The organism is Shewanella surugensis (assembly GCF_023284005.1).
GTDB lineage: Bacteria > Pseudomonadota > Gammaproteobacteria > Enterobacterales > Shewanellaceae > Shewanella > Shewanella surugensis.
Genome location: NZ_JAKIKS010000194.1, coordinates 1 through 6,302 on the forward strand (window position 1 = coordinate 1; position 6,302 = coordinate 6,302).

At 40.7% G+C, this 6,302-nt stretch carries 8 protein-coding genes; 3 read left to right on the forward strand and 5 right to left on the reverse strand.

Annotated elements, in window-relative coordinates:
* Both L2764_RS25230 and L2764_RS25235 read left to right on the forward strand, forming a co-directional pair.
* A partial coding sequence (locus tag L2764_RS25230) for a hypothetical protein (protein WP_248943123.1) occupies positions 1-485 on the forward strand: 485 nt, incomplete at its 5' end.
* Positions 486-1,058: 573 nt separating this feature from the next.
* Positions 1,059-1,649, forward strand: coding sequence for a recombinase family protein (locus L2764_RS25235; protein WP_248943124.1), 591 nt, complete (start codon positions 1,059-1,061; stop codon positions 1,647-1,649).
* A gap of 31 nt (positions 1,650-1,680) precedes the next feature.
* Here the strand turns inward: L2764_RS25235 and L2764_RS28075 are convergent, their stop codons facing one another.
* The 3 genes from L2764_RS28075 to L2764_RS25250 form a co-directional block, all read right to left on the reverse strand.
* Positions 1,681-2,655, reverse strand: a complete 975-nt coding sequence (locus L2764_RS28075; RefSeq protein ID WP_248943125.1) for an IS66 family transposase — start codon at positions 2,653-2,655, stop codon at positions 1,681-1,683.
* A gap of 85 nt (positions 2,656-2,740) precedes the next feature.
* Positions 2,741-3,073, reverse strand: a complete 333-nt coding sequence (tnpB, locus tag L2764_RS25245) for an IS66 family insertion sequence element accessory protein TnpB (RefSeq protein WP_248943126.1) — start codon at positions 3,071-3,073, stop codon at positions 2,741-2,743.
* Positions 3,070-3,429 carry a hypothetical protein gene (locus tag L2764_RS25250; RefSeq protein WP_248943127.1) on the reverse strand — a complete coding sequence of 120 codons (360 nt, stop codon included), beginning with the start codon at positions 3,427-3,429 and terminating at the stop codon, positions 3,070-3,072. Before L2764_RS25250 ends, tnpB begins: the two co-directional genes overlap by 4 nt.
* Before the next feature lie 54 nt (positions 3,430-3,483).
* Between L2764_RS25250 and L2764_RS25255 the strand changes: the two genes are divergently transcribed.
* The gene (locus L2764_RS25255) at positions 3,484-3,954 is read left to right on the forward strand and encodes a transposase (protein WP_248943128.1); all 471 of its coding nucleotides are present in this window, start codon (positions 3,484-3,486) and stop codon (positions 3,952-3,954) included.
* 9 nt (positions 3,955-3,963) lie between these two features.
* Here L2764_RS25255 and L2764_RS25260 read toward each other — a convergent pair whose 3' ends face one another.
* Both L2764_RS25260 and L2764_RS25265 read right to left on the reverse strand, forming a co-directional pair.
* The gene (locus tag L2764_RS25260; protein ID WP_248943129.1) at positions 3,964-4,131 is read right to left on the reverse strand and encodes a hypothetical protein; all 168 of its coding nucleotides are present in this window, start codon (positions 4,129-4,131) and stop codon (positions 3,964-3,966) included.
* A gap of 157 nt (positions 4,132-4,288) precedes the next feature.
* Complete coding sequence (locus L2764_RS25265; protein WP_248943130.1) at positions 4,289-6,178, reverse strand: alkaline phosphatase family protein; 1,890 nt, start codon at positions 6,176-6,178, stop codon at positions 4,289-4,291.
* Positions 6,179-6,302 lie beyond the last annotated feature (124 nt).

Here is a 6,302-nt window from a genome sequence, read left to right on the forward strand (position 1 = left end):
CCTTAGCCTGGATGGCTTTCATCATATATATCTTAACCATAGAGATTAATGAGATGAAAGAAACCCAAACGGCCCAAACCACCCCGTTAAGTAAAATAGACGTTAATGAGATAAAAAAAGCCAAAGCAGCACAGACCATCCCATTAAGTGAACTAGACGCAAGTTCTTACACTTATCAAGATGCAAACAATGACGTTGGTTGTGACAGTAAATACACAGAAAACCTCCAACGCGCTATATTTCAGCGCAACTATCAAAATAAATGGTTTATCTGGTATGGCATCATTGAAAAAGCAAACTCAGATTTCGTCGATCTCGATGTCGATAATTTTGGCAGTGCCGATATTTCAGTTAAATTTGCCGATCCCGATGCTGGGACAATGCTCATGAAAGGCGATCGCCTCACCATTCGGTTTCAAATGAAAAAGCCTGGTGGCTGCATTCTGCCTTTTAGAGGGAAAAATGCCCAAATTATTAACCTTTAAAAGTAGCCCACTTCTCCGAAAAATCCACACACTGGCTCGATTAGTATCTTATTTCATACTAATCAAGCCGCTTTCCTAAGCGGAAACGGAAATACCGATTTTTTTTCAAAAAATCAGCGAAACTAAACGCCTCCACGCCCCCGTTTACCGCTGGCGGGCCAGAAAGTACCTTTTTATTGTTTATCAACTAGTTATGTAAGTGTGGCTGTAAGCCTCTAAGCAATCAGTGACGACGAGATCACATTCTATGGCTAATCAGTCATTAAATTAAAAATGAAGGCTTAAGAGTTTAGCTTGGGGCTTGGGGCTTGGGGCTGAACAGTAGGCAATAAAAAACGGCTTAAACAAAGGTTATTTAAGCCGCTCACATATAGGGGTTTTGCTAACATCCCCTCGAAATTAACCTTAAGGATATTTTTTAACCACTAAACGTATTCAAATACTCAAAAATCCGAAATTTAATAAAAGTAATTCACTATCAAAAACTATACATTATGATAGTGACATTTGACCATTATCAAAACTACTCTCATAATGTTTTTATCGAAACATCTAAGAATATAAGATAGATTCATGCCGAAAATTGGATACGCAAGAGTAAGTTCGACAGGACAGAGTTTGGAAGTGCAACTTGATAAATTAAATCAAGCCGGTTGCGATAAAATCTATCATGAGAAGCAGAGTGGAAAAACAGCTGCCCGTCCAGAATTTCAAAAATGTATGAATTATCTTAGGGAAGGAGACACTCTTGTTATCACCAGATTAGATCGTCTTGCGCGTTCAGTTATTCATTTGTCACAAGTTGCTGATCGCTTCCAGGGAGAAAGTATCGATTTGGTGGTCATTGATCAAGCAATTGATACATCAACTCCGACTGGGCGCTTAATGTTTAATATGCTCGCGGCAATTGCAGAATTTGAAACAGACTTACGCTCAGAAAGGCAGTTAGAAGGAATTGCCAAAGCGAAAGAGCATGGTGTTAAATTTGGTCGGCCAACAAAAAGAACAGCTCAAATTGATTTGGAAATTTATAATAAGAGGAAGGAAGGTATATCAATTGGTCTTTTAGCAAAAGAGTATGACTTGGGGCCCGCAACTATTTATAGAATATTGAGTGATGTTTTTGAAAGAATATCACCTGAAACAACGAAATCATCTTGCTAAAATTAACACTAAGGTTAATTTCGAGGGGATGTTAGCAAAACCCCTCCTTGCCCCGCTGCTTCAAAATGATATCGATAAACTCACCAGCATGACCTATGTTGGTTTCAAACAATACGATTGAGTGATGCGCTTGCGTCGTAGCAATAATCCCTGATGTGTAAACCCCACAGCGCATCTTCATTTTGTCACTATTACGTGCCTTTTTCTCTATTGGCTCTGCATCCAAAATTCGGTGAGTCGTATCATCAAGATAATAGTGGACCGCATCGGCGGCTAAATTAACTAAAGCCTGATAAACAGGGTAAATGTCATTGGCCACATACTCCACTTGGTCAAACACGGTTGAGGCTGTCATGTTCACGCCAAGCAATTTTTGAATGCTGCCCTGACGATAAAAAGGCAATCCGGCAAAATATTTGTAAATGCCCATTAAAGCCCGCGCTGAGTAACCGTATTTCTGACTACTCTCACCATCATTTAATACGTCGGAAGGGAGTGTTACTGTGGCATAGGCGCCACAGGTGTTACAGCGCAAACGCTCCATTACATGCTGCTCTGGCATAAACGGACTTTGCCCCGTTATGCGCAATAGACTCCCTGGCTCGCTTTTATACATTTTGCCCATGTTACATTCCGGACAGGTTGCACCTTTAACTAAATCGGTATGGGTGTGAATCACTACTTTGGGCTTCATTGGAGTGAAGGCTTCTTCCTGAGTGCCTTTCAATTTTACTTTTTTCTTCGGAGTTGATTCATCCTTGCCTTTCTTCAGTAGCTTATCTAATCCCTCGGATGATTTTTCTATGCCTAATAACTTACGTAATTTGTGTACAGTGACATCATGGTTCGCTAAGCGAGACTGCATCGTAGACAGGGTCAATAATGCATCAAGCAACAACTGTAGGTCAGAGCTGCTCAGCGCTAAGTGATTAGCTTTAGCTTCGTTCACCCGAGCCATTAATGCTTCAAGTGCTTTGCTATCGAGGTCGGTAAAAGGTTGGCTCACAGACTCTATTTCCCCTGTTACTCATGATGTGATAAAAATAATTGACGAGAGTATGATCCGATAAAATCAAAATACAATCCTTTTTTTATTGACCAATGAAAGTCAGTGGTGCATTGCTGTCACAGAGCAACTGACGTAGCTGACTCGCTAACATGGAAGAAAGAGGCGTATTCGGTCGAGGCCAGCGCTGGAATCGTCCTGTTGACAGGCGCTTGGTCATTAACCAGAAGCCAGTACCATCATAGGTTAATGCCCGTACCATGGTTTTACTGCGATTAATAAACACAAAGATGGTACCAGTGCGAGGGTCCTTGGCGAGTTGTAAGCGACATACAGCGGATAAACCATCAATGCCTTTGCGGAAATCAGCAGGCTCAGTAGCAATCAGTATTTTAGTGCTTGCGGTGAGATGTATCATGATTTTAGTGCCCCGATGATAGAGAGCAACATCTGATTATCAATACCCTTGAGGTGCATCTTCTCACCCGAATTAAAATTGAGTTCCAGAGTGACGAGTGAATGTGTCGAAGAGGCTTGAGGCGAAAGTTCGATAAATGAGGGGTTCTCACCGGGCTCTAATGCCTGACGCCATTGAGTAAGTTGAACCGAAGTAATACTCAGTGCAGAGGTGATTTGACCTGCTTGGTAGCGTTCGAGTAATGAAACGGCCTGTTGACGTAAGGTCTTGGGTACATGGGTTTTAGCGTGTGTTTTTTGTTTCCGCCAAGCGCTAAATTCAGCCGCTAGGATAGAAAGAGACTCTGAAATATCCATAAGTGATCCTCAAATATAATCTGTCATTTATTAAATCAGATTAAATTTGAGAAGTTGCGCTATGCTGCCGTAAGCTCACATAAAGTGGTGGCTATTTGCGACCGTCATTGCAACGTGATTTGTCCTTTTATTACCGCCTCAGGTAATCGTAATGAATGTCCTTTACTACCAGAAGCTATAGCGTCCCTGAAGCAAACGGCCCAAGCAGTCGGACTCAATCTTTCTGGTACTATCATGAGTTTAGATGGTGTGTACGATAGTAGAGCTAACAGAAAGATGATATTCAATCAAGGCATGACACCCAATACTCCTGAAAATGCACGGAACCGTAAAACCACCAAGAAAGGGCGGAAGCGGCTTTTTGATCCACTCATTTTTAAAGAGCGGTTTAGCACCATAGAGCGCGTTTTTGCTTGGGAAGATAAGTTCAAACGACTGCTACTGCGATTTGAACGACTCAGTCCAGTGCACTACGCCCTCAAAACAATAGCCTATTCAATGATCAATCTTCGGCATTTCTGCTAAAAGCTAAGATCATGCTTTAGCCCCTGACATGAGGCGGTTTTGATCAGGCCTTTTGCTTCCGCTCGCCCTTAAAATACGAAATACCCAAAAAACCATTGAAAACACACCACTTCCGCCTCCGTCATCCTCAATACTCGTTTCGATATCGCCTTTAGCCTCCTTGCCAGAAAATCTCATCTCAGATATTCATGAAACCCGCAATGAGTTGTTTGTTAATTGTTGATCCTCCAAGATCGATTAACAGGTTACATCGCAATCCTTCATCTGCATACACCAGAAATGACTATAGCTCTGTGTAGGCCTAATAACGAATTAAAGCACTCTCTATTATGAGTTATTCTTGACCCGCTAATGCATTAAGTTTTTCTAAAATCTCTTCATGGTTTGTGCTGGTATCAAGTATTTCTCTAAAAACGCGCACATCTAAAGGGTTCTTATGTTGTTTTAATCCCTGAGGCAATTCTCGACCTTGATTAACATAATCTTCAGGTATTTTAAATTTTGGAATATCATTTCGTGGTGTATTCGATAGCACTCCTTCAAATGTGGGAGCATGCGCTACTCTTGCACCTAAATTTGCTGACTTTGGATCAACACCAGCCCACTTCAGCATGGTTGCAATAAACGAAGTATGATCAAAATCGTATTGTGAATCTTTCGGTGCTCGAAATACTGTTCCTGCTGTGATGTAAGGTGAGATTAAAATCATTGGTACCCTTACCCCCAGTCGTTCAAATGTAAAGCCACTATTACCTTCATGCTCATCGGGGCGTTTGCACGTAGGTGGAGGCGTATGATCATATGTTCCTCCATGTTCGTCAAAGGTAAGGACAAACAGCATTTTTGACCACTGCGGGCTAGAAATTAAAGCATTGTAGAGTTCATTTATAAAGTTTTCTGCTGGCCCAACCCAAGTGGGTGGATGATAATCATTACCTTGTAGTATAAACTCCCCTTTTCCACCACCCCAATGTGGCTCCAAAAAACAAAAATTAGGCGCTTTACCTTCTTTGAGTAAATTGAGGAAAACAGGATATTTTTCCTCTGAGAAATTTGGAGCATGCTTCATCTCAGGGAAATAATAACTGGAGAAAGGTTTATAAGAGAATATTGGTTCTCCAGTACCTAACCAGTTTGTAGATTGCCAGTACATTCCTAGTGTTTTTCCTTTACTCCCTAGAACATTAAAAATAGTATTCGTATTAGCATAGGTTTTATCATTTATGTCATCATTTATTTCAGCACCCAAAGATGTGCCACAGATAGAAAATGCCCTGTTTGGATCTGTTTGAGTGGGAACAGAGCTAAACCATCGATCAGATACCGCAAAGTTTTTGGCTAAACCGTAGAGCACAGGTAATTGATCCTCACTATATGCCCCCATCACCTCTCCTGGTTCGTCGTAAAAGGCAGCAAAATCCCAGGCAAATCCAGTCATTAATGGTTGTGATGACCAACTTGTAGAGACGGTTCCATAAGCATCAGCATATAATTGCTTTTTAATACTTGGCAACGCTTCATTGGGATCATAATTTGGAACTCTAAGAGGCTGACTAAAACCAGCCGTACCATGTTGAGGGCGGTAAGATTTAGTTTTGTAGTAATTTTTAGCGTCAGCAGGTATACCATCAAACTTTGCATCAGATTCGGGAGGGTACACAACTGCGGGCACATCATCTTTGTAAAGCCAACCTAAAACATTGTCGAGCGACCTATTTTCAAGCATTAGGTATACAACAGTATCAATCTGCTCCATGACTGGCGTTATTGGTTTATATGCTGGTGTAGTCACCTTTAATGTATATTGAATATTATCATAAACGCCACCCACGTTAAGAAAAAGCATCCATGAAATCGAATAGCTTGCTCCACTTTTTCCTTTAAATTGTATCGTCTTAGGTTTTCCAGTATCTATAAATTCAGTTGTTTCTTCTCCTACAGTCATACACTGCAACATCTTACTACCAAAGAACGTCCCTGTTATTTTTTCTTGCAATAAAATGTCGACACCATCAATTGTGAAGGATGATTTGAAAGTCCAGGTATGATCATCAGTTATCCCTTCATTACGATTGAATTCAAGGACATTTATTGGCCGTTGAAAACTCGGTACTAAAGATGACTTATTAGTCCAGTACTTTTTATTTAAATCGGGATGAACGGAATTTTTTACATTTAAAGTAGTATCATTTACCGCATCTATTATACTAATTATTGTGGTCATGTTGATCTCCCTATTGAGTTATTGTCAAATGTGGTGTATCAATGAATCGTGATGTTCTGTTTGATCTTGAGTGATCCGTTCACCATCTTTAAATTGAATACCTGATATGACATCAGCAAGCAGC